The organism is Cupriavidus agavae (assembly GCF_004217045.1).
Taxonomy (GTDB): domain Bacteria; phylum Pseudomonadota; class Gammaproteobacteria; order Burkholderiales; family Burkholderiaceae; genus Cupriavidus; species Cupriavidus agavae.
The window spans coordinates 1-21,726 of sequence record NZ_SGXM01000003.1; the positions used below are offsets into that span (position 1 = coordinate 1).

Annotated in this window: 15 protein-coding genes; 4 read left to right on the forward strand and 11 right to left on the reverse strand. The window is 69.3% G+C overall.

What is annotated here, in order from left to right; translation table 11 throughout:
• The 5 genes from EV147_RS13930 to EV147_RS13950 form a co-directional block, all read right to left on the reverse strand.
• On the reverse strand, nucleotides 1-590 hold a 590-nt coding region (locus tag EV147_RS13930; protein WP_130391813.1), incomplete at its 3' end, for an ABC transporter ATP-binding protein.
• 344 nt (nucleotides 591-934) lie between these two features.
• Entirely contained in the window at nucleotides 935-2,602 is a 1,668-nt protein-coding gene (locus EV147_RS13935; RefSeq protein ID WP_130391814.1) for a GMC family oxidoreductase, read from the reverse strand.
• 88 nt (nucleotides 2,603-2,690) lie between these two features.
• Nucleotides 2,691-3,539, reverse strand: coding sequence for an alpha/beta hydrolase (locus EV147_RS13940; RefSeq protein ID WP_130391815.1), 849 nt, complete (start codon nucleotides 3,537-3,539; stop codon nucleotides 2,691-2,693).
• Nucleotides 3,540-3,596: 57 nt separating this feature from the next.
• On the reverse strand, nucleotides 3,597-4,016 hold the full coding sequence (cueR, locus tag EV147_RS13945; RefSeq protein ID WP_130391816.1) for a Cu(I)-responsive transcriptional regulator: 420 nt from the start codon (nucleotides 4,014-4,016) through the stop codon (nucleotides 3,597-3,599).
• Nucleotides 4,013-6,436, reverse strand: coding sequence for a heavy metal translocating P-type ATPase (locus EV147_RS13950; RefSeq protein WP_130391817.1), 2,424 nt, complete (start codon nucleotides 6,434-6,436; stop codon nucleotides 4,013-4,015). The genes cueR and EV147_RS13950 overlap by 4 nt, the downstream gene beginning before the upstream one ends.
• 172 nt (nucleotides 6,437-6,608) lie before the next feature.
• Between EV147_RS13950 and EV147_RS13955 the strand changes: the two genes are divergently transcribed.
• Complete coding sequence (locus tag EV147_RS13955; RefSeq protein ID WP_130391818.1) at nucleotides 6,609-6,809, forward strand: heavy-metal-associated domain-containing protein; 201 nt, start codon at nucleotides 6,609-6,611, stop codon at nucleotides 6,807-6,809.
• Between the two features lie 54 nt (nucleotides 6,810-6,863).
• Here the strand turns inward: EV147_RS13955 and EV147_RS13960 are convergent, their stop codons facing one another.
• From EV147_RS13960 to EV147_RS13985, 6 genes are all read right to left on the reverse strand, one after another.
• On the reverse strand, nucleotides 6,864-7,589 hold the full coding sequence (locus EV147_RS13960; RefSeq protein ID WP_130391819.1) for an OmpW/AlkL family protein: 726 nt from the start codon (nucleotides 7,587-7,589) through the stop codon (nucleotides 6,864-6,866).
• A 262-nt stretch (nucleotides 7,590-7,851) separates the two neighbouring features.
• Nucleotides 7,852-8,817 carry a delta(1)-pyrroline-2-carboxylate reductase family protein gene (locus EV147_RS13965; protein WP_130391820.1) on the reverse strand — a complete coding sequence of 322 codons (966 nt, stop codon included), beginning with the start codon at nucleotides 8,815-8,817 and terminating at the stop codon, nucleotides 7,852-7,854.
• A 49-nt stretch (nucleotides 8,818-8,866) separates the two neighbouring features.
• Nucleotides 8,867-11,077, reverse strand: coding sequence for a penicillin-binding protein 1C (gene pbpC, locus EV147_RS13970; protein ID WP_130391821.1), 2,211 nt, complete (start codon nucleotides 11,075-11,077; stop codon nucleotides 8,867-8,869).
• Nucleotides 11,078-11,084: 7 nt separating this feature from the next.
• Nucleotides 11,085-11,786, reverse strand: a complete 702-nt coding sequence (locus tag EV147_RS13975) for a lysoplasmalogenase (RefSeq protein ID WP_130391822.1) — start codon at nucleotides 11,784-11,786, stop codon at nucleotides 11,085-11,087.
• Nucleotides 11,783-17,755 (reverse strand): alpha-2-macroglobulin family protein, encoded by a 5,973-nt coding sequence (locus EV147_RS13980; protein ID WP_130391823.1) that lies wholly within the window; start codon nucleotides 17,753-17,755, stop codon nucleotides 11,783-11,785. The genes EV147_RS13975 and EV147_RS13980 overlap by 4 nt, the downstream gene beginning before the upstream one ends.
• Before the next feature lie 94 nt (nucleotides 17,756-17,849).
• Nucleotides 17,850-18,329, reverse strand: a complete 480-nt coding sequence (locus tag EV147_RS13985) for an Lrp/AsnC family transcriptional regulator (protein ID WP_130391824.1) — start codon at nucleotides 18,327-18,329, stop codon at nucleotides 17,850-17,852.
• Nucleotides 18,330-18,465: 136 nt separating this feature from the next.
• On the opposite strand from EV147_RS13985, the gene phhA reads away from it, so the two are divergent.
• The 3 genes from phhA to EV147_RS14000 all read left to right on the forward strand — a co-directional run bounded on the left by phhA (nucleotide 18,466) and on the right by EV147_RS14000 (nucleotide 21,680).
• A complete protein-coding gene (gene phhA / locus EV147_RS13990; protein ID WP_130391825.1) occupies nucleotides 18,466-19,401 on the forward strand; it encodes a phenylalanine 4-monooxygenase in 936 nt (311 codons plus the stop codon).
• A gap of 48 nt (nucleotides 19,402-19,449) precedes the next feature.
• On the forward strand, nucleotides 19,450-19,749 hold the full coding sequence (locus EV147_RS13995) for a 4a-hydroxytetrahydrobiopterin dehydratase (protein WP_130391826.1): 300 nt from the start codon (nucleotides 19,450-19,452) through the stop codon (nucleotides 19,747-19,749).
• Nucleotides 19,750-19,877: 128 nt separating this feature from the next.
• Nucleotides 19,878-21,680 carry a ShlB/FhaC/HecB family hemolysin secretion/activation protein gene (locus EV147_RS14000; protein WP_130391827.1) on the forward strand — a complete coding sequence of 601 codons (1,803 nt, stop codon included), beginning with the start codon at nucleotides 19,878-19,880 and terminating at the stop codon, nucleotides 21,678-21,680.
• Nucleotides 21,681-21,726 lie beyond the last annotated feature (46 nt).

Genomic DNA, 21,726 nt, shown 5'->3' on the forward strand with positions numbered 1-21,726 from the left:
GCGGAGACCTTCTTGATCAGCTGCGTCACGCGGTCCACGTCTTCGTGGCCCATGCCCTGCGTGGGCTCGTCGAGCAGCATCAGCTCGGGCTCCATCGCCAGCGTGGTGGCGATCTCCAGCGCGCGCTTGCGGCCATAGGGCAGGTTGACCGTGACGGTCTCGGCGAACTCGGTCAGGCCCACCTGGTCGAGCAGGTCCATCGCGCGGGCATCGAGCACGTCGAGCGAGCGCTCGGAGCGCCAGAACTGGAACGCGGTGCCAAGCTGGCGCTGCAGGCCGATGCGCACGTTCTCGCGCACGGTCAGGTGCGGGAACACGGCGGAGATCTGGAACGAGCGGATCACGCCGCGCCGCGCAATCTGGGCGGGCTTCTCGCGCGTGATGTCGATGCCGTTGAAAAGGATGGTGCCCGTGGTGGGCTCCAGGAACTTCGTGAGCAGGTTGAAGCAGGTGGTCTTGCCCGCGCCGTTGGGCCCGATCAATGCATGGATCGAGCCGCGACGCACGCGCAGGTTGACGTCGCTCACTGCGGTGAACCCCTTGAATTCCTTCGTGAGGTTCCTTGTTTCCAGGATGATTTCCTGAGTCATAGTCTCCTGCCCGCCCTCTTGCTGCGTTTGCCGGCTTGTGCCCGGCAACTGACAATGGTTCGAACTCCGGCGCTGTCGCCATGTTTGCCGCGTTGTCGTGTGTTTTATGGCGGCGCGGCTGCCGCTGGTATCCGCGTGCGAAGTGAAGACTCAGGCACCGTATACCGGCAACTATTGTGTGCGCCTGCTGCGTCGCAAAACATCGGGGTTTGCACTAGGCGTAATACATTAGCCACATGGCGCATCGGTGGCGTGCGGACGCGCACGGACAGCCGCTCCGGGGGCCGCCGCCTGCGTCGTCCGATGTCTCGTGGAAGACCCTTATCGGGCCCTTTTCGCTGCCGTCATGCCGAGACGGGCGCCACGATTTCTGGCGAAATTGCTGCGCCGCTCGCGCGTGCCTTGCGGTCGGCACGGATCATCTCGCTGGCGCGCTCCGCGATCATGATCGTTGGCGAGTTGGTATTGCCCGACGTGATCAGCGGCATGACCGAGGCATCGACCACGCGCAGCCCGGCTATGCCGCGCACGCGCAGCCGGTTGTCCACCACGGCGGCGGCATCGTCGGCGGCCCCCATGCGGCAGGTACCCACCGGATGGAAGATCGTGGTGCCGATGGCGCCAGCCGCCTCGGCCAGTTGCTCGTCGGTCTGGAAGGCCGGCCCCGGCAGCCACTCCTGTGGCTTGTAAGGCGCAAGCGCCGGCGACGCCACGATGCGGCGCGTGAGCCGGATCGAATCGGCCGCCACCTTCCGGTCCTCGTCGGTGGAGAGATAGTTGGGCGCGATGCGCGGCGCGCGCCGAAAATCGGCATCCTCGATATGGACACTCCCGCGCGAGGTAGGCCGCAGGTTGCAGACGCTGGCGGTGAACGCGTTGAACGCATGGAGCGGATCGCCGAACTTGTCGAGCGACAGCGGCTGGACGTGATATTCCACGTTGGCACGCACCTGCCCCGGGTCAGACCGCGCGAACGCGCCCAGTTGCGACGGCGCCATGCTCATCGGCCCGCTCTGGTTGAACGCGTACTGCAGGCCGATGCCGAGCTTGCCCCACCACCGCGCCGCACGGGTGTTCAGCGTGCGCACCCCATCGACCTTGACCACGGTACGCAGCTGGAGGTGATCCTGCAGATTCTCGCCCACGCCGGGCAGGCTGTGGCGCACGCGGATACCCAGCGCCTGCAGCCGCCCGGGCTGGCCGATGCCGGACAATTCCAGCAGTTGTGGAGAATTCACGGCGCCGGCGGCCAGGATCACTTCCTCGGCAGCGCGCGCCTCGGCCGGCTGGCCGCCGCCCAGGTATTGCACGCCAGTGCAGCGGCGGCCGTCGGGCGTGTCGAAGGTCAGGGCGCTGACCTGCGCGCCGGTCACGATGGTCAGGTTGGGCCGCTCGGAGGCCCGGCGCAGGAAGGCCTTGGCCGTGTTCCAGCGGATACCGCGCCGCTGGTTCACCTCGAAATAGCCCACGCCGAAGTTGTCGCCCCGGTTGAAATCGTCGGTGCGCGGAATGCCGGCCTGTTCGGCGGCGTCGATGAACCTTTCGAGGATGTCCCAGTGCAGCCGCTGCGCCTCTACGCGCCACTCGCCGCCGGCGCCGTGGAATTCGCTGGCGCCACGGTAGTGATCCTCGCTGCGGCGGAACAGCGGCAGCACGTTGTCCCAGCGCCAGCCGTCATCGCCGGTGATGCGGGCCCAGTCGTCGTAGTCCTCGCGCTGGCCGCGCATGTAGATCATGCCGTTGATCGAGGACGAGCCGCCCAGCACGCGCCCGCGCGGATACCCCAGCGAGCGGCCGTTGAGCCCGGCCTCCTCCACGGTACGGTAGAGCCAGTCGGTGCGCGGATTGCCGATGCAATAGAGATAGCCGACCGGGATATGGATCCAGTGATAGTCGTCCTTGCCGCCCGCCTCGAGCAGCAGCACCTTCACGTCCGGGTCCTGCGTCAGGCGGTTGGCCAGCACGCAGCCGGCGGACCCCGCCCCCACGATGATGTAGTCGTACGTCTCCATGTCCCCTTGCATCCTTGCCGGCCCTGAGGGCTGCGGCTGTTATTGTCGGAATGCCGGAGATCATCGCACGACTTGCGCCACGCCGGCGTCAGGGGTTTGCCGGAGCCGCCAGGTGGCGCCGCAGCCAGGCGTCCAATGCGGCGAATACCTCGCCGCGCAGCGGCTGCGCCTCGTTGAAGATCTCGTGGTAACCGGTCTCGAACCAGACCAGTTCGCGCAGCCCGTCCGGCGCGCGGTCCGCGAAGGTACGGCTACCCTGCGCGTCGACGATGCCGTCCGCGCCGCCCACCAGCAGCAGCGTGGGCGCCTCCAGCAGGGGGGCATCGGCCTGCACCTGCGCCATGCCGCGCAGGAACGATTCGAGCACGCTGGCGCTGATGGTGCCCTGCACGAGCGGATCGGTGCGATAGGCACGCGCCACTTCGGGATCATGCGACAGCATCCGCGCATCGATCGGATTCGGCACGCGCAGACGTGGCGCCAGCGCCAGCAGTACCCGTTGCAGCGTCAGCATGGTGCCGGACAGCTTCAATGCCAGCGCCGGCGACGACAGGATCAACGCCCGGACCGGCCGCACCCGCGCCGTGGCGAACTGCGCGGCCACGAGACCACCCATGCTGTGACCCAGCACGATCGGCAACCCTGGCCACTGGCGCACGGCGGCATCGTAGATTTCTGAAAAATCATCGACATAGGCGGTGGGACCCGGCACCACCATGCGGGGACCACCGCTGGCACCGTGGCCACGATGATCGTAGGCACGTACGCGCAGGCCCCTTTCGCACAGGGCAGCGGCAACGTGATCGTAGCGCCCGCTGTGTTCGGCCAGGCCGTGGACGAGCAGCACGGTGCCGAGGGGTTCGATACCGGGCAGCCAGGTACGGACCAGCAGCTCGGTGCCGTCGCGCATGCGTTGGTGGGTCTGAGTGGCGGTCATGCGTGGGTCTCCCGGTCCTGTTTTTCTGCTTCTTGTTGTCCGACAGCAATTGATCCGCTACGAATGACACCCCGCGCAATCGTCCCCATCCATCCGCGCCATGTCCGACAAAATCGGGCAATCGGGTCTGTCATCACCAGAACACGCTTCGGCCAGAGATCGCAGCGTGTCGCGCATGGCGGCCAGTTCCGAGATCCGGACTTCGAGGTCGGCCACATGCTTCAGCGTCAGCGCCTTGACGTCGGCGCTGGCGCGCGCCCGGTCGTGCCAGAGCGACAGCAGTCCGCGGATCTCGTCGAGCGAGAAGCCGAGATTACGGGCGCGCCGCACGAAGCGCAAGGTGTGCACCGCGCGGTCGTCGTAGCGGCGGTAACCGCCTTCGCTGCGCGGCGGCGCATCGACCAGCCCGATCGATTCATAGTGCCGGATCATCTTGGCCGACACGCCCGATGCCTGGGCCGCTTCGCCGATATTCATCGCGTTGCCTCCTTGCCGGCCTGCGGCTGCCAGCGGCGCAGCAACAGCGCGTTGCCCACCACGCTGACGCTGGAGAACGCCATCGCCGCGCCAGCCACCACGGGGTTCAGCAGGCCCGCCGCCGCCAGCGGAATGCCCACCACGTTGTAGACAAAGGCCCAGAACAGATTCTGACGAATCTTGCGCACGGTGCGGTGCGACAGCGCCAGCGCATCGGCCACGAGCGACGGATCGCCGCGCATCACGGTGATGCCGGCCGCGTGCATCGCCACATCGGTGCCGGTGGACATCGCCACGCCCACATCGGCCGCGGCCAGCGCGGGGGCATCGTTGATGCCGTCGCCGACCATCGCCACCACCGCACCGTCCTGCTTCAGCGCCGCCACCCGCGCCGCCTTGTCCTGCGGCAGCACCTCGGCCTGCACATCGTCGAGTCCCAGCTGTCCGGCCACCTGCGCGGCGGCACCGGCGTTGTCGCCGGTCAGCATCACGGTGCGGATGCCAGCGCCGCGCAGCCGGGCGATGGCAACGGCGGCGCCCGGCTTCACGGCATCGCCGAAGGCCACCAGCCCCAGCACCTGTTTGCGCCCGACATCGATCAGCCACGACACCGTGCGCCCCTGCTGCCGCAGCCGTTCGGCGTCGCCAGCCAGCGCGCCCGCGTCGGCCTGCAGCGAGACACGCAGCCCTTCGCTGCCCAGTTGCAGGCTCTGCGCCTGCACCAGCCCGGCGATGCCGCGACCCGGCAACGCGTGCACGTTGCTCGCGGCCGGAACCCCGATCCCGCGCGCCGCAGCCAATGTCGTCACGGCGCGCGCCAGCGGATGCTCGCTGCCCGCCTGCAGCGCCGCCAGCCTGGCCAGCAGCGCGCCCTCGTCGCCATCCGCCGCAAGCAGCGCCACCACCTCGGGCTTGCCGACCGTCAGCGTGCCGGTCTTGTCGAAGGCGACCACCGAGACACGATGCGCCAGTTCCAGCGCCTCGGCGTCCTTGATCAGGATGCCGGCGCGCGCGCCGGCGCCGGTGCCGGCCATGATCGCCGTGGGCGTGGCCAGCCCCAGCGCGCACGGGCAGGCGATCACCAGCACGGCCACCGCGTTGAGCAGCGCCGCGCTCCAGTCGTGCCCCAGCAGCCCCCAGCCCAGCAGCGTGGCCAGCGCGATGCCCAGCACCACCGGCACGAAGACCGCGCTGACGCGATCCACCAGCCGCTGGATCGGCGCCTTGGCCGCCTGGGCGTGCTCGACCATGCGGATGATCCTGGCGAGCACGGTTTCTGCCCCCACGGCCACGGTGCGCGCCACCAGCAGTCCTTCCTGGTTGATCGACCCGCCGGTGAGCCGGTCGCCGGGCTGCTTCGGCACGGGCACGGGCTCGCCGGTCAGCATCGACTCGTCGGCGTGGCTGCCGCCTTCGATGACCTCGGCATCGACCGGAATCCGCTCGCCCGGACGCACCACGATGTCGTCGCCCACGCGTACCTGCACCAGCGGCACGGTCTGCTCCGCGCCGTTGCGGCGTACCTGCGCGGTGTCGGGCCGCAGCGCCGCCAGCGCGCGGATGGCCTCGGCGGTCTGCCGCTTGGCGCGCGTCTCCAGCCACTTGCCGAGCCGCACCAGCGTGATGACCACCGCCGCGCTTTCGAAATAGAGATGCGGCATGGCCTCGCCCGCCGCGAACATCTGCCAGATGGACAGCCCGTAGGCCGCCGAGGTGCCCAGCGCCACCAGCAGGTCCATGTTGCCGGCCCCGGCGCGCACGGCCTTGTAGCCGGCCTTGTAGAAGCGCCAGCCGAACACGAACTGCACCGGCGTGGCCAGCAGCCACTGCACCCAGCCCGGCAGCATCGCGTGGATGCCGAACCATTCGAGCACCATCGGCGCCACCAGTGGCAGCGACAGCGCCGCCGAGATCGCCACCGGCCACGGACCCGACCAGAAATCGTGGTGCGTCGTGGCCGTACCCACCGCTGCGGCGTCGGCGACCGGGGTCGCCCCATAGCCCGCACGCGTGACAACCTCGGCCAGCGCGGCAGCGTCCACCGCCCCACGCAGCACGGTCACCGTGGCACGCTCGGTTGCCAGGTTCACCTGGGCATCGGCCACGCCCGGTACGGCACGCAAGGCACGCTCCACGCGGCCCACGCACGAGGCGCAGGTCATGTCGGCGATGTCGAGCGCAATCTCGGCGCGCGGCACCTCGTACCCGGCCGCACTGACCGCCTGCGCCGCCGCTGCCAGCGCGGCGCCGGACTCGGCTTGGAGCGTGGCCTGCTCGGTCGCCAGGTTCACGGCCACCTCGCGGACGCCTGGCACCCTGGCCAGCGCCGTTTCCACGCGCCGCACGCACGACGCGCAGGTCATGCCTTCCACGGGAAGGCGCCATTCGGAAGAACTCGGAGTCGAGGCGGATGAAGTCATGGGATCGGTTCGGCCAGGCGCACGGCGCGCGATAACTGCACTGTGGACCTTACCATCATTGGAAGGTCAAGGTTTTCACGCGACGCGCGACAGACTTGCGGTTCCCACGGTGGGAAGGTTCATACTTCTGGCGTGATCCATCCTCCCTCTTTACGACAAGGAGTTTTTTCCCATGATCCAGTTCCAGGTTGAAGGCATGTCCTGCGGCCATTGCGTTGGCGCCATCACCAAGGCCGTGCAGGCGGTGGACCCGGCCGCCCAGGTGGCTGCCGATGTCCCCACGCAGTCGGTCAAGGTCGAATCGGCTGCCGACCGCACCGTGCTCCAGCAGGCAATCGAAGCGGCCGGCTATCCGGTCAAGAGCGCCGCATAAAGCACAAAGGGCACCCCGCGGGGTGCCCTTCGTTACGAATGATCCGGCAATGGATCAGAAGCGGTAGCCGACGTTCAGGAAGGTCACGATCGGATCGATCTTGATCTTCGTGTGCGACTCGACCTTGGCGCCGTTGGCCAGCGTGGTCGTGAAACGGGCCGTCGTGGAGATCGGCACGTACGAGACCGACAGGCCCACGAACCAGCGGTCCGTGATGGCATAGTTGGCGCCGACGTTGAAGACCGGGTTCCACGACGACTTGGCCGTGCCGGTCATCGTCGAGCCCGGACCGAACTCGCTCTGCACGAACGTCTGGTTGGTCACGCTTTCGCCCGTGAACCACGTGTAGTTCACACCGATACCCACGTACGGGCGCAGCTTGGTCTTGGCGTCAAAGAAGTGCCACTTGGCCACCACGGCCGGGCTCCACTGGCGGACCTTGCCGAGCTTGCCGTACTTCTCGTAGCCACGGTCGCCGCTGACGTCATGCTCGGGCGGCACGCCCAGCACGAATTCGGCCGAAATGTTGTCGGTGAAGAAATGCGAGAAGGTCAGGCCGACCGTATCGACGGAATCGATCGTGGCGCCGGTGTTCGGCCGCTGCACGCCGGCGGGACGGCCGGCGATCGAGTCGATCGTCAGGAATTCCGAGTGCCCTTGCGGCATCACGCGCATCCAGCCCAGGCTGACGATGTTGCTACCCGCGGACTGGGCCTGTGCGACACCAGCCAGTGCCATGGCGGCGCCTGCCACCAGCATCTTCTTATAGATCTTGTTCATTGTTCCTCTGCTCCATCCTCTTTGAATACGACACTGCTGCAGGCATTATCCAGCGCGGCCTGCGCAGACTGTTTCAAACATGGAACGGGATCATAGAAGAAATGCCCTAAAGGCAGGGTTAACCCAGAATAAGCTGCCCGGATTTAGGAGTTTTCTGAACTAAAACGACGCGTGGGCGCAACGGTTCGGTTACAACCCTGAAAGACCTTTGCGCCGACATGGCTTTATTGATGTATCAACGGTGCCAAAACGCCGTGCTGCATCAGCCACGGCGGGTGCTGGCCAGTACACAGGCCGCCAGATCCCACAGCGCATAGCCCACGCTCTTGAACACCAGCGGGCTGCGGGTACGGGCGCGCAGCGCGTCTGCTTCCAGGATGGCCGATTCGAACGGCTGCACGTCGGCCCAGTCGATACCCGCCTGGAGCAGATCGCCAGCCTCGTCCTCGATGCCGAACAGGGTATCGGCCAGCAGCCGGCCGCTGGCGGCGGCGGCGTGGCAGAGACGGGGGGGCAGCTCGCACATGTCGGGACGAAAGGCGCCCACGGCGGCGATGAAGTGGCGCTCCGTCCACAGGCCGCTGTCGAGGTCCGGCAATACCGCCGTGCGGCTCGACGTCACGGTCACCACCATCGACACGCGCGGCAGCACGTGCGCCACCTCGTCCACCACCTCGGCTGCCACGCCGAGTTCACGCGCCCGCGCCGCCAGCGCCTCGGCCTTGGCGCGCGTGCGCGACTGGAACCACACCTTGCGCACCGGCAGCCCGTCCACGAAGGCTTCGAGATGCGTCTCGGCCTGCACCCCGGCGCCGACGATCAGCAGCTCGCCATCGGGCACCGGTGCAAACGATTGCGCCGCCAGCAGCGAAACCGCCGCCGTGCGGCGCCCCGTGACGGTCGGACCGTCGAGCATGGCCACGCGCTCGCCCGTGTGGGCATTCGCCACCAGCACCTCGCCGAGGATCGTCGCCAGCCCGCGCTGCGGATTGCCCGGATGCACGGTGATGTTCTTGGTCATCACAAGGTCGCGGTTGCGGGCCGGCATCACCAGCAACGTACCGGCGCCGCGTTCGGCGTCGCCGATCGGCAGCGCGATGCGCGGCGGCGCCATGGCGGTGCCGTCGCGCAGCTCGCCGAGCATCGCGGCAATGGCGCGTGCCAGTTCGGGATAAGGCAGGCGGGCCGCGGTGGCGGCGGCGTCGAGCGGCTGGAACGAGGCAGTCATCGGATGATTCGGGTGGACAGCAGGATCGCCATTGTCGCCGACGCGCCGCTCAGCGCCGCACCGACACCTTCTGCGGCCCCGCCTCCCGCACGCTGGCGCCGCGCACCTCGATGCCAATTTCGTGGACGACCTTGCCGCCGGCATCCAGCAGTTGCACGCGATGCCGGCCCGGCCACGGCAGCCATGCCACCTGCCCGCCCTTGCCGAGCGGCTTGCCGTCCAGACGCCAGCTCACGGCGTTGGCGGTCTGGCCGGTCAGCCCATCGGCATGGAACCAGACGCGCTGCGCGGCAGGCGGGATGTCGGGATCGAGCGCGAAGATGGTGCCGTTCGCCGGACTGGCGATGGCCGGCGCGCCCTGCGCCTGGCCCGTGGACCCCACGCGGATGTACCGCACCGCCGTTCCCGCCACGAACACCTCGTCGCGTGCCGGTTCGAGGTTGCCGTCGAACGTCAGCGCCACACGTTCCACGCCGGCCGGCATCGCCGGGGCACGGCTCGGCGTGCCGGCATGCAACGCTTCCATGACCTCGTGCCAGACCGGCGCCGCGCCCGAGACGCCTGACACATCGTGCATGCTCGCCCCGCTGGCATTGCCGACCCAGACACCCACCGTATAGCGCTGCGACCAGCCCACCGCCCAGTTGTCGCGCATGTCCTTGCTCGTGCCGGTCTTCACGGCCGTCCAGAACCGCGTGGTCAGCGGGCTGTCGAGTCCGAACGTGCGCGCCCGGGCGTGGCGATCGGCGAGCACGTCACCGATCACGTACGCCGAGGCGGGCGTCATGACGGCACGCGGCGCAGAGGTTGCCACCGCAGTCATGCGCGCCGGCGCATAGGCACCGGAATTGGCGAAACTACGATACGCATTGGTCAGCGACAGGAGCGAGACATCGGCACTGCCCAGCGCCAGGCTGTAGCCGTAGTAGTCGCCCGACTGCGTGAGCGGCAGCCCCAGCGCCACCAGCCGGCGATGGAAGCGGTGCGGCGTCACCATGACTAGCGTGCGCACCGCCGGCACGTTCAGCGACGAGCCGAGCGCCGCGCGCAGGCTGACCCAGCCGGCGTAGCGGTGATCGTAATTCTGCGGAATGTAGAGCCCGCCGCCGGTAGGCAGGTTGACGGGCCGGTCGTCGAGCAGCGAGGCGGCCGTCAGCCGCCGTTCCTCGATGGCCTGCGCGTACAGGAACGGCTTCAGCGTGGAGCCGGCCTGCCGCAGCGCCGCGGCGTGATCGACTTCGGCCGCGCCGGACAGTGCGCCCGACGAACCCACGTAGGCCACCACATCGCCGCTCGCGTTGTCGAGCACCACCACCGCGCCATCCTCGACATTGCGGCCCGCCAGTTCGCGCAGGTGCCGGTCGAGGCTGTCCACGGCCACGCGCTGCACGCCGGCGTCCAGCGTGGTGGCAATGCGCGGTGGCAACGGCTTGCCGGGTGCGGCGGCACGCGCCTGCGCCAGCACCGCACGCGCCAGATGCGGCGCCAGGTTGGCGCCGCGCCGCGCGGCCAGGCCGTCGCCGGGCAGGCTGACCGATTTGGCCAGCGCCAGGGCCGTGAAGCCGTCGAGCCCGTCGCACTCGCCCGGCTGCTTCATGTCGCGCAGGATGCCGCACGCGCGCTTCGACACCTGCAGCGGCGTGGCATTGGGGCTGCGCACCAGCGCCACGGCCACGGCGGCCTCGCGTGCGTCGAGGCCACCCGGCACCTTGCCGAACAGCGTCTGCGACATCGCCGAGAGCCCCACCAGCTCGCCCCGGAATGGCACGAGGTTCAGATAGGCCTCCAGGATCTGGTCCTTGCTCCAGCCACGTTCGAGCGAGGCCGCGCTGACCGCCTGCCCCACCTTCTGGCCGAAGCTCCGGCCACGGCGCGCGCGCAGGTCTTCGTCGAGCAGGCCGGCCAGCTGCATCGTCAGCGTTGACGCGCCGCGCGTGCGCGTGTTCCAGAGGTTGGCCCACGCGGCGGCGGCCACGCCCTGCCAGTCCACGCCGCTGTGCGCATAGAAGCGCCGGTCCTCGGACAGCACGATGGCGGTGCGCAGCGCCGGAGACGTGTCGGCCAGCGTCACCCAGTCACCGCGCCGCGCCTGGAAGTCGTCGCGCACGCGCGCCACGGTCTCGCCGTGGCGGTCGGCCACGACGATATCGGCGCTGCGCCAGTTGTCGCGTACCTCGCGGAAGGCCGGCACGGCCTGTGCCGCCGCCGCGCACAGCAGCAGTCCGACAGCCAGCGCGCGCCGGGTTTGCCGGATGGTCATGCCGCCCTCACGCCTCGCGCCCCGCGACGAGCCCGGCCACCAGCAGCACCTGCGCGATGGCGTAGGTCCACCAGATGGCCAACTGGTACGTCTCGAACGGCGACAGGAACCGGGCGGTGCCGATCAGCGCGTCCGACACCACGAAGCACAGCGCCCCGATGGCTGCCCACGGCGTAGGCAGCCGCGCCAGCAGCGCGGCGCAGGCCATCGCCGCCAGCACGCCGATGTAGCCGGTCACCGGCCACACCAGGGCGCCGAGGTTCGGCCAGAAGCGGCCCAGCAACGCCCCGGCCGCGCCGAGCACGATGCCGCAGCCCACCAGCCGCGACGCGCGCAGGTCCGCGCCCAGCGGCACGAACAGCCGCAGGTAGGCCAGATGCGCCATCAGGAACGCAGCCAGGCCGCCAACGAACGAGATCCGCAGGCCCGGCAGCGCCAGCAGCAGGTCGCCCAGCGCCGAAAACAGCAGCGCGGTCACCAGCCAGCGCCGTTCCACGCGCGGCTGGTGAAACCAGGCGGCACGCGCCAGCAGCAACGCCATGGCGGCCTTCCAGAGCGGCTGGTAGGCGATCTGGCCGGTCAGCGGGGTGCCCGCCGGCACTTCGAGCCAGACCTGGAACAGCAACACGCCGTAGGTGATGCCGGCAAGCGCGCCGGCCACCCACCATTCACGCACGCGCGGGGGCATTCGCATGGCGATCCAGCTCACTTGCCGGCTCCTACGCTGACCTTCGGGTTAGGCGTTTCGCCAAAGACATCGGGCGCGTACATCGCCTCGACGCGCGACGGCGGCAGTGCGAACTCGCCCACGTTGTTGAGCCGTACCGTGTACTCCACCTGCAGCGCGCCCTTGGGCACGTAGCTGAAATACTCGCGGTACGCCTCGGGCGTGCGCTCGGTGAAGTCGGACCATGCCTTCTTCTCGTCGCGCGTGGCGATCACCGAATCCCGGCCCAGGCCGCTGCCGAGGATCGTCGCACCAGTCGGCACCGGATCGCTGACAACGACCCAGGTCATGTCGGCCTGCGCGTCGATGTCGAGCCGCACGCGGTAGCTGTCGCCGCGCGACCACTTGCCCGCCACGGCCTGCTCCACCGGCGTCACGGTGCGCCGCACACGGTAGCCCGCCGACACCGGCTCGCGCAGCGGCACGGCTGCCAGCGCGCGCACCGTGGCCCACGGCCGGCCCGTGCCCTGCTGCTCCACCTGGAGCGCGCCGGGCGCCGGTGTGCCCGACGCCGCCGGCCACGGCAGGTCCACCGTGCCGCTGGCCACGCCTTCGCTCTGGGTCGCCTTCGACCAGTCGAACGTACGCGTGGCATCGCCAAGCGTGGCGCGCACCGTGCCGGCCACCGGGGTCTTCTCGTAGACCTGCGCGTAGCGCTTGATCGCCAGCACACCCCAGGCGTTGGCCGTGGTGGTCATCCACGCGCCGCGCGTCTGGCGGCCCAGCAGCCCGGTCACCAGTTGCGGCACATCGTCCTTCCACGCCGGCAGTTCGGACGCCACCGCCAGCAGCTTGGCCGCGTTGACGTCACCGCCCTGCATCAGCCACCACCAGTTGTCGCTGCGCTCGGTCGAGAACACCAGCCGCGTGCCCTGCACGGTCAGGCGGCTGCGCAGCAACTGCGTGGCGTCGGCCATGCGCTTGTCGCGCTCGGGGATGTCCTGCACGCGCGAGAGGATCGACAGCCAGTCGATCAGCGCGGCGGTGGGCCACTGGTCCGGCAGGATCTGGATCGAGCCGAGCATGCGGGCCTGCGCGCGGCCGCTGCGCGAGAGCGCCTCGATGGCCGCCAGCTTGCGCACGTCGAGATCCATCGTGGCCGAGGCCGGCGCCCAGCGCGGCGGCGTGATGCGGCCTTCGACGAACGCGGTCAGCCCGCGCGCCATCTGCTCACGCTGCGCGTCGGGGATGCGCATCGGCAGGCCGGCGCGCGACGCCTCGTCGGCAATCGTCAGCAGATACGCGGTCAGCACCTCGCTGCCCGATTGCCCGTCACGCAGCGGGAAGTACGATGCCAGCCCGTTGCTGTCGAGGTACGACGGCAACTGCGCCATCAGCGCGTCCCACGCCGCCGTGTCGGCCAGGCCGAGAGACTTCGACGTGCGTTGCTCCAGGCAACTGAACGGATAGTTGCGGAACCACTCGCGCACGCCCGGCATGCCGCCGGCCAGCGACGACTGCAACGAGACCTGCATGCCGCCGCGCAGACGGCCCGCCGGATCGGCCAGCGCCCCGGCAGGTGCCTGCACCGGCACCGACAGGTTCGGCACTAGCTGCGCGAGCATGGCCTGCTGCACCGTGACGGGCACGGCCGGCACGATCTGCTGCGAGACCTTGAGCTTGTCGCTGGCGCCGGCCCCGCCCTTCTCGGTGGCCGCCACTTCCCACACGATGGTCCCGCTGCGCGTGAAGGCCAGCAGCCCCGGGGCGGTGACATCCCAGTTGACCTCGCGCGACTCGCCGGCCGGAATCTGCACGGTCTGGGCCGGCAGCGTCTGCGCGTCGACCAGCGTGGCGCGCGCAGTGGCTTCGACCGTCATCGCACGCTGCGTGGTGTTGCGCAGCGTGAACATCGCGCGGTACCGGTCGTCCTCGCGCACCAGCAGCGGCAGGCCCGAGATCATCTGCAGGTCCTGCGTCGCCGCGATCGTCGCGCTGCCGGAGCCGAACCGGTTCACGCCAAGGTCCGCCACCGCGACGATGCGGAAGCTCGTCAGCGAATCGTTGAGCGGCACCTCCAGCGTGGCCTTGCCCTCGGCGTCAAGCTGCACACGCGGGTTCCACAGCAGCAGCGTGTCGAACAGTTCGCGCGTCGGGCTCTTGCCGCCGCCCCCGCCTGCCGGCAGCGCCTTGCGGCCATAGTGGCGCCGCCCGATGATCTCCATCTGCGCCGTGGACGTCTCCACGCCGTAGCTGCGCCGCTGCACCATCGCGTCGAGCAGGTTCCAGCTGCCGTTCGGCATCAGCTCCAGCAGCGCCTGGTCCACAGCGGCCAGCGCCACCTCGCCATTGGCCGCCGGCTTGCCATCGGGCAGCTTGACCTGCACCACCACGCGCGCCTTGCCGCGCACCGGGTAGGTTGCCTTGTCGGGCGTGACCGAGACGTCGAGCCGGTACGCCTCGCTGCCCACGCGGATCTCCGCCAGCCCAAGACGGAAGGCCGGCTTCGACAGGTCCACCAGCGGCGACGGCGCCACGTACTCCTTGCCCTCGCTGCGGAACGCCTGCCACCAGCCCAGCGGCTGGCGCCAGCCCCACGTGAAGAACGAGTACCACGGCACCTCGCGCAGACGGCCCCGCACGCTCAGCACCGACACGTAGGCGTTCGGACCCCACTCGGGCCTGACCTTGAGCCTGATGGTCGGATCGGTGCCGTTCAGTTCGATGACCTGCGTCTCGATGATGCCTTCGCGCTCGACGGCCACCAGCGCGGTGGCGCGGCGGAACGGCATGCGCACCTGGAACACGGCGGTCTCGCCGGGCGCGTAGCTCTTCTTCTCGGGCAGCACATCCATGCGGTCGTGGTTCTCGCCGCCGAACCAGAGTTCGCCCTGCCGCGTCACCCACACGGTGGTGGCAGCCTGCGCCACGCGGCCATCGGCGTCGCGGGCATTGGCGACCAGCTCGATCTCGCCGGCCTGGGCGAGCGCCACGTCGCAGCGCGCGCGGCCCTGCGCGTCGGTACGCGCCTCGCAGACCACCCCGAGGTCCCTGGTCTCGCTGCGGTTGTCATAGCGGTAGAAGCCGCCCACCACGCGCTTGCGGGCGGACGTCGTGATGCGGGCCCGCGCCTTGACCTGCACCGGCGAATCGGCCACCGGCTTGCCCTGCGTATCCACCACCACGGCCTGCACCGCCAGCTTCTGGCTGACCGATACCCAGTTCGCGGCGCGGATGCCCACCACCACGGCCGACGGCCACAGCGACACGGTCTGGCGCAGCGTCTGGATCTCGCCGTTCGGATCGGCAAAACCGGCCTCCAGCACAAGATCGCCCGGCGTGGTCACCTTAGGCAGGTCCTTGACCGTGACCTTGCCGTTACCGTCCTTGTCCAGCGTGACGGGCAGCTTGTCGGCCACGAGTTTTTCGCTCTCGCGCGGGTTCTCGCTGTCCTCGTCCTGCTCCTCGTCGCCGGCCGGCGACTGCTGCGGCGTGCGCGGCGGCTCGAACGAGAATTCGTCGTAGTCGGCGAAGTTGACCGACTTGCCGCGCAGCAGCGCCGACACGCGCACCGGCAGTCCGGCCGCCCCGCCCCCGTTCAGGTAGTGGATGCCGACATTCACCGGCACCTCGGCCGGCGCCACGAGCGCATTGCCCTTGACCTTGGGGTCCTTGGCCACCGACAGCGAACCGGACATCACCGGCAGGCGAAACGCCTCCACGCGGAAGCTGCCGCTGCCGAGCGTGCGGTCGTTGTCGTAGACCAGCGTCACGTCATAAACGCCAAGCTTGGCCGCCGGGGGCACCTGGAAGGTGTTCTCGGCGCTGCGGCCGCCCGTGGCCGTATTGCGCCACGCCAGCGGCATCTCGTACTTCTGGCCGCTGCCCTCGTGCGTGATGACCAGCCTGGCGGGCAGCGCGGCCGGCAGCGCAAAGCCCTGCGCGGTCTCGTTGCGGATCAGGTGCTTCATCGACACCGTCTCGCCGGCGCGCAGCAGCGTGCGGTCGAAGATCGTGTGTGCGCGCACGGTCTGCTTCGGGCTCAGGTCGGTCGGCACGTTGAAGCGCCACGTCTCGATGCCCCGGTGCCAGTCCGACATCACGAACGCCATGTCGGCCTTGCCGCGCGCCTGCGGATGATCGGCGGCAATGCGGGCGGACACGAAGTAGCCGTCCATGCCGTTGCGGCAGTCCTTGTAGCGGTTGTCGGGCAGCTTGCCGAAGCGCGCCACGCCGGTGGCGTCACTGACCCCTTCGGCCAGCAGCTCGCCGTCACAGCTGCGCACGGCCAGCTTCGCGTTGGCCACGGGCTTGCCGTCGTCGAGCGAGGTCACCCAGGCCATGCCGCTCATGTCGCCCTCGGCCTCGCCGCGCGCCAGCTTGAAGTGCACGCCGAGGTTGGTCACCAGCACGGCGGTGCGCACGTACATCGGCGCCTTCCTGCCGAGCAGCGCCTCGCCCAGCATCGGCGAGGCAATTTCCACGACATGGAAGCCCGGTTCGGGCAGCGGAATGCCGACGACCTCGAACGGGCGCGGCGTGGTGTCGGAGGATTTGGGAATGGCCAGCGTCTTCGCGCCGCTGACGCCGTTGAGCAGCGAGACCGAGCGGGTTTCCACGGCGGGCGCGTCACGCGGCGTACGCACGCTGTACGGCGGCTGGCCCGCGCGGATGGCCGCGATCTGCTCGCGCGTCCAGGTGTTCTCGTGCATGCGCTTGACCATGCCGAACCAGCGCAGGATGGCACCATCGTCATCGACCTTGAGCCGCGCCACGGTGCCGGCCTCGGCACGCACGGCCAGCGTGGGCAGGTCGGCCTCGACGTTGCGCAGCGTCACGGGCAGCAGCGGCGGATAGTCGTTTGCCGATTTGCCGCGCGGCACGTCGGCAAAGCGCTCGACCACGCCGAACGGCGCGGCGGCGAACTTGGCCAGCGGCGGCAGCGTGGCCGTGGTCAGCCTGATCGGGAACAGGTCGGCATTGGCGAGCGCCCGGCCGCTTTCGTCCTTGAGATCCTTCGGGGCCTCGATCGTCAGGCTGGCCTTCTCGGGGAACGGCCCCTTGAACTGGACCGACGAGACCGGCGCATCGGCCGCCTCGTCCGGATCGAAGACCGGCTTCTGTGGACCGGATGGCGTCTTGAGCACCAGCCCTTCGGCGAGCTTGCGCGCGACCGGCGCCGAGAACGTCACGGTCATGGGCCGCAGCGGCGTGCAGGGCGCCTCGGCGCGCTCGCGCTCGCAGGTGAAGCCGGCGGTGAAGGGTTCGCGCACCGTGTAGTCAAAGCGGCGCGCCGCGGTGGTGGCCAGCCCCGAGGGGGTGGCAATACCGGCATCGAGCACGAGCTGCATCCGGGCGCCGCCGGGCAGCCGCTGCTGGCAGGCCAGCAGGTGGATGGCATCGGCCTCGCGCTTCGCCACCTCTTTCCAGTGCAACGCCTCGATCACGGCGTCACGGTCCTTGCCGGCCAGCAGCCTGACCGGAATCCGCTCGCCGAGCCCTTCGGCCTGGCACCACGCGTGTTCGCGGATCGACCCCGCCGTGGCGGCGCCATTGAAGCGCAGCGCGAAGACCTGGTCTTCCTCGACCTCGCCGCCCGAGGGCCGGGCCGACACCACGATCGGGCCACCGGTCTCGAAGCGGTACTCGGGCTTGCCGGCATACGCCTTGCCCGCCACGCTCTTGAGCCCGCCGGCCATCCGTACCGTGCAACGCACGCCGGGCGGCAGGTCGCGCTCGAAGTCATGCACCCAGTTGGTGGCGTTGATCCAGCGCCCCGAACCGCCCACGCTGCCGCCCGTGCATGACACCGCGGCGGGCGGCGCGGCCTTGAGGTCGCCCATCGGCACCATGGGTTCGTCGAAGCGGATCGCCACCTGGCGCACCTGCGGATTCACCCCTTCGGGCGAGAAACGCGTGACCTGCGCTGCCGTGGCCGCCGACGTCCATGCCAGCGCTCCCCATACCAGACCTGCGGCGGTGGCGCGTGCCACCGTGGCGATCTTCCCCATGCTGCCTTCTCCGGATTTTTGGCTCCGGGCGAGCGTGACATGGGCCGATGCCAAGCGCAAGCCTCTGCACATTTGCCCGCTACCAAACCATGGTTCAGCGCAAATGCGACAGCGGCAGCGCCCCCTCCCGCTTGAGCGCCGTCAGGACGATATTCGAACGCACGCTTTCCACGCCGGGCACGCGCATCAGCCGCTTCATCGTGAATTCCGCCAGCGTGGGCAGGTCCGGCACGACCACGCGCACCAGGTAGTCGGCCTCGCCGGCCACCGAATAGCACTCCTGCACCTCTTCCAGCAGCAGGATTTCCTCCTTGAACCGCTCGATGATGGTGTCGCCGTGGTGCGCCAGCTTCACACTGATGAAGACCAGCACGCCCAGCCCCAGCGCCTGCGGCGACAGATTGACGCGGTAGCCGGTGATGACGCCGTCAGACTCCAGCCGGGCCAGCCGGCGGCCCACCTGGCTGGGCGAGAGGTGAACCCGCTCGGCCAGCTGCTGGTGGGTGGAACGGCCATCGGCCTGCAGGGCGGCCAGCAGGGCCAGGTCGTAGGGGTCGAGGTCAGAAGGGTTCATGGGCGCAGGAATCCCGCATGGCGGATTACAGATATGCGGATTATATGCATCCCGATCGCAAACGGCGCCGATATTGCGGCCTTCTTGCGCGCCGGCATCGCTAGACTATGCATGAAACCCGCATCGGAGACACCTCATGAACCTGTCGGCCGCCACGCCAGAAGCCACGGAAGCCAGCTTCGCCGGCACCATGACCGCGAAACTCAAGGAACAGTTCGACGCCGGCCTGCTGTCGGGCCAGGAACTGCGCCCCGATTTCACCATCGCCCAGCCGGTCCACCGCTATACCGAGACCGACCACGCGATCTGGCGCAAGCTCTACGACCGCCAGGCGTCGATGCTGCAGGGCCGGGTCTGCGACGAATTCCTGCAGGGCCTGGTGACACTGGGCATGGAACGCGACCGCGTGCCCGAGTTCGACCAGCTCAACGAGATGCTGATGCGGGCCACCGGCTGGCAGATCGTGGCCGTGCCGGGGCTGGTGCCCGACGAGGTCTTCTTCGAGCACCTGGCCAACCGCCGCTTCCCGGCCAGCTGGTGGATGCGCAAGCCCGAGCAGCTCGACTACCTGCAGGAGCCCGACTGCTTCCACGACGTGTTCGGCCACGTGCCGCTGCTGATCAACCCGGTGTTCGCCGACTACATGGAGGCGTACGGCAAGGGCGGACTCAAGGCCGCGCGGCTGGGGGCGCTGGACATGCTGGCCCGCCTGTACTGGTACACGGTGGAGTTCGGCCTGATCCGCACGCCGCAGGGCCTGCGCATCTTTGGCGCGGGTATCGTGTCGAGCCAGGGCGAGTCGATCTACAGCCTCGATTCGGCCAGCCCGAACCGCATCGGCTTCGATCTCAAGCGCATCATGCGGACCCGGTATAGGATCGATACGTTCCAGAAGACGTACTTCGTGATCGACAGCTTCGAACAGCTGTTCGACGCCACCGGCCCCGATTTCACGCCGCTCTACCCCGAACTGGCCGCGCTGCCCACGCTGGGCGCCGGCGATATCGTGGCGGGCGACCAGGTGATCCATGCCGGCAACCGCGAAGGCTGGGCTGACAGCGACGACATCTAGGACGTCGCACTTTCGCCAATTTTCTGTTTTCCATCGATCGAGCCCGACATGACTCCCCTATCCCAAGAGGCACGCCAGCCGCTGCTGGCCGACCTGCCCGGCTGGACGCCGGTGCAGGGCCGCGATGCCATCCAGAAATCGTTCACGTTCGCCGATTTCAACGCCGCGTTCGGTTTCATGACACGTGTGGCACTGCGCGCCGACAAGGTGGATCACCACCCCGAATGGTTCAACGTGTACAACCGCGTGGACATCACGCTGTCCACCCACGACGCCAATGGCCTGACCCAGCGCGATATCGACCTCGCGCAGTTCATCGAGAAGGCCGCCGCCGGCACGGCGCGCTGACCGCTGCCGCCCGGCATTCGCACTTTTCGGAAAGCTACGATTTTCATGGCATTGCCGCGCCGATAACGTCCCGGTCCTGAGTCGGCGCCACACCTTCCGGATTCGCGCCGATCCTCGACAGGAGCGGGATGGTGCGCGGCGGCGGCAACGATAGAAACTGGCGGTTTTACGATCTCCGGCAGCGGGCGCCACGCGCGCTGTCCGCCCTTGCACTACCGCTTGCATTCCCGCTCGCGCTTTCCCCGGCGCTGCCCGCCACGGCGCAGCCCGCTCCCCCGCCCTCCGCACTCACCCTCCCCGAACGCGACGCCCAGCAGCAACTGCGCCAGCAGGAGCGCGAACGCGCACTGCGCGAGCGTGAGGAAGCCGAGCCCGATGTGCGGCTCGATACGCCCGCGGCCACCGCCGCCCGGCGCCTGCCGCAGGACGAAGCCCCCTGCTTCCGGATCGACCAGGTCGAACTGGCCGGCGAGGCTGCCGGTCAGTTCCGGTGGGCGCTCGGCGCGGCCGACGCGCCCGGCGATCCAGCCCTTGGCCGCTGCCTCGGCACGCAGGGCATCAACACGGTCATGGCGCGCGTGCAGGACGCCATTGTGCAACGCGGCTACGTCACCACGCGCGTGCTGGCCGCGCCGCAGGATCTCAAGACCGGCACGCTGACGCTGACCGTGATTGCCGGCCGCATCCGCAGCATCCGCTTCAGCGAGGATTCGGATGCGCGCGCCACGCGCTGGAACGCCGTGCCGGCGCAGCCGGGCGACCTGCTGAACCTGCGCGACATCGAGCAGGCGCTGGAGAACTTCAAGCGCGTGCCAACCGCCGAGGCCGATATCCAGATCACCCCCGCCGAAGGCCCCGGCGCGCGGCCCGGCGACAGCGACCTCGTGATCCGCTGGCACCAGGGCATGCCGTTCCGGCTCAGCGCCACCGTGGACGACGCCGGCAGCCGGCAGACCGGCAAGTACCAGGGCAGCGTCACGGTCTCGTTCGATCACTGGTGGACGCTCAACGACCTGTTCTACGCGAGCCTGAACCACGACCTTGGCGGAGGCAACGGCGGCGGCGGCAAGGGCACGCGCGGCTACACGGTGCACTACTCGGTGCCCTACGACTACTGGCTGCTCGGCCTGACCGCCAGCGGCAGCCAGTACCACCAGTCGGTGGCCGGCGCCAACCAGACGCACCGCTACAGCGGCGACAGCCAGAACGCCGAAGTCCGCCTCGCGCGCCTGCTGCACCGCGACGCCGGGCGCCGCACCACCGCCTACATACGCGGCTGGACGCGCGCATCGAGCAACCACATCGACGACACCGAGGTGCAGAACCAGCGCCGCCGCATGGCCGGCTGGGAGCTTGGCCTCACCCACCGCGAATACCTCGGCGCCGCGTCGCTCGACACCAGCCTGGCGTACCGGCGCGGCACCGGCGCGCTGGCCGCACTACACGCGCCGGAGGAGAGATTCGCCGAGGGCACCTCGCGGCCCGAAATCCTGCTGGCCGACGCCCAGCTGACCCTGCCCTTCGCGCTGGCCGCCCAACGGCTGCGCTACACGGGCGCGGTGCGCGGCCAATGGAACTTCACCCCGCTCGTGCCGCAGGACCGCTTCTCGATCGGCAACCGCTACACGGTGCGCGGCTTCGACGGCGAAACCACGCTGATCGGCGACCGCGGCTGGTTCGTGCGCAACGAACTGGCGCTGGCGATGGGCGCGACCGGCTTCGAGCTATACGCGGGCGCGGACTACGGGCAGGTGGGTGGCGGCAGCGCGGCCTACCTCGCCGGCACGCGGCTGGCCGGCGCGGTGCTCGGCGTGCGCGGGGGCTACCGGGGCCTGTACGCCGACCTGTTCGTCGGCAAGCCCCTCTACAAGCCGGCGGGCTTCGTCACGGCCGGCAACACGGCGGGCTTCAACGTGAGCTGGTCGTACTGAGCCGGCATGCGGCCCGGCAAATCGGGATCGGGACACTGGGGAACAG